Genomic DNA, 2,190 nt, shown 5'->3' with positions numbered 1-2,190 from the left:
CCCCACCTGGACCCCAAATCCCCCGTTCCTGTGGGGGAATTCGGCGGGGCCGACTTCCCACGCGGGCGCGCGCTGCTGGGGAGCTCGTTGAGGTGGGGCTCTGTGGAGTGCGAAGTCGGCCGTTCCGACGTTCTGCGTGGGAGCTCACTCGGTCTGGTGTGGTGGGTCGCATGGGTAGTCGGTTCAGCCGGCTTTCTGTGTGGTCGGGTTGTTCGGGTTGTTCGGATTGCACGAGAAGTCGATCCGGTCGACTTGCCGTGCGGGTGTGCGTGCGGTCCGGGGTTGCTCGGGTCCGCCTCGCCGCTCGGAGCCGACTTTCCGTGAGGCCTCAGCAGCGGCGACCTCGGGGGTCAGGCTGTGGCGGCGTTCAGCGCCGTGTCGGACAGGGCCGCGCGGTAGTCGGGGTGGGGGAGGAGGGTGGTGTGGGGGGCCAGGGCGCGGAGGCGGCCGGCGTCGAGCCAGGCGACGAGGTCGGCGCGGGCGGCGATGGTGGCGCGGTGGGCGATGACGAGGCGGGTGCGGCCGTGGGTGGCGCGGTCGAGGGCCTGGGTGACCTGGTGTTCGGTGGCGAGGTCCAGCCCGGAGGTGGCGTCGTCGAGGATGACGACCCGGGCGGGGTGGGCCAGGAGGCGGGCGAGGCCGAGGCGCTGCAGTTCGCCACCGGAGAGCTGGAGGTCGTCCAGCGGGGTGTCCCACCCCCGGGGCAGCCGTTGCAGGAAGCCGTCCGCCCGGGCGGCGGCCGCCTCGGCCGGGCCGGCTCCGCCCAGCGCGTCGCGGACGGTACGGCCGACCAGTGACGGACGGGCGAAGGCGTAGCCGACCGCCTGCCGCAGCTCGGCGGCCGACAGGGTGCCCACCGGGACGCCGTCGATCAGTACGGTGCCCTCCTCCGGGTCGCGCAGCCGTCCGGGCAGGGCGGCCAGCAGCGACTTGCCGGAGCCGGAGCGTCCTACCAGGGCGACCGTACGGCCGCCGGGGACGGTGAGGTCGAGCGGCCCGAGCAGCATCCGGTCGCCGTCGCGCACCACCACGCCCCGGAACGAGACCTCCCCGGGCCCGCCCGCCGGGAGCGCCGCCGTACCGATCGGCGCGGGCATGAGGGCCAGCAGTTCGTCCACCCGGGCCTGTCCGGCGCGCGCGTGCGCGACCCCGACGAGCGCCTCGACCTGCTCGAACAGTCCCGCGCCCAGCGCCGCCCAGCCCGCCGCCGCGGCGAGCGCGCCGGGGGCGAGGGCGCCGTCCGCGAGCAGAGTGCCGGCCGTGGTGAGCACCGTGACCTCGACCAGGGCGATCAGAACGGTCGCCTGCCAGGCGGTGCGCTGCTGCGCCGCCCAGAGCGCGTGCCCGGCCGCGGAGAGTTCCGGTAGTGGCGCCAACACCCGTGCGGCCTCGCGCGGTTCGGCGCGTGCGGCGTGAATGCTGCGCAGTCCGGCCAGGGCGCCGCTGAGCCGGGCGGCGATCTCGGCCTGGACTTCCTGGTAGCGGACGAAGACCGGCCGGGCCTGGCGCAGGAAGAGCCGGATCAGCAGCACACCGGGCACCACGCCCGCGAAGAAGGCGACCGCCAGCCACGGCGACAGCACCGCGAGCCCGACGATCGCGCCCACCGAGGTGAGCAGCGCCGTGACGGCGCCGAGGACGGCGGGCAGTCGGCCGCCCGCGTCGCCCGCCGAGCCCAGTAGCCGGGCGGCGAGGTCTCCGGGAGGCGGCCTGCCGTTCAGGCCGCCTCCCGGTCCGAGGGCGAGCAGGTGGCGGACCAGGCGTCCGCGCAGGGCGGCGGTGGCCTCGGCCGAGCAGGCCGGTCCGGCGGCCGCGACGGTGGCGTTGGCGGCGGCCGCCGCGCCCAGGGTGCCGGCGAGCAGCGCGAAGGCGCCGGGCCCGGACCGGTGGCCGAGGACGGCGTCGACGGCCCCGGCGAGCACGGCCGGCAGCGCGAGGGTGGTGGTGGCCTCGACCGGCAGGGCGATGCCCAGGGCGAGGGTCCATCCGGTGGGAAGGCGGGGCAAGTCATCGCTCCCGTCGGGGAATCGGGAAGTCAACGGAAGGGGAAGCCGGCCGGAGGAGACCGAAGAAGACGGGTGCCGTCCCCGCCTGTCCGGACAGGAACGGCGCGACCACCGCGCAGCGGGCGACCTGCTCGGCCGGCGCGTGCGCGGTCGCCAGCAGCGCCAGGAACGCGCCGTAACTGAC

Annotated in this window: 2 protein-coding genes; both read right to left on the bottom strand. The window is 76.0% G+C overall.

What is annotated here, in order from left to right:
- Nucleotides 1–350: 350 nt before the first annotated feature.
- The gene (locus ACFQ87_RS12375) at nucleotides 351–2,006 is read right to left on the bottom strand and encodes an ATP-binding cassette domain-containing protein (protein WP_380610620.1); all 1,656 of its coding nucleotides are present in this window, start codon (nucleotides 2,004–2,006) and stop codon (nucleotides 351–353) included.
- Between the two features lies 1 nt (nucleotide 2,007).
- Nucleotides 2,008–2,190: hypothetical protein (locus ACFQ87_RS12370; protein ID WP_380610619.1), on the bottom strand; the 183-nt coding region annotated here is incomplete at its 5' end.

Source organism: Kitasatospora sp. NPDC056531 (assembly GCF_042794375.1).
In the GTDB taxonomy this organism is placed as follows: Bacteria; Actinomycetota; Actinomycetes; order Streptomycetales; family Streptomycetaceae; genus Kitasatospora.
This window is presented reverse-complemented; position numbering and strand designations above follow the sequence as displayed.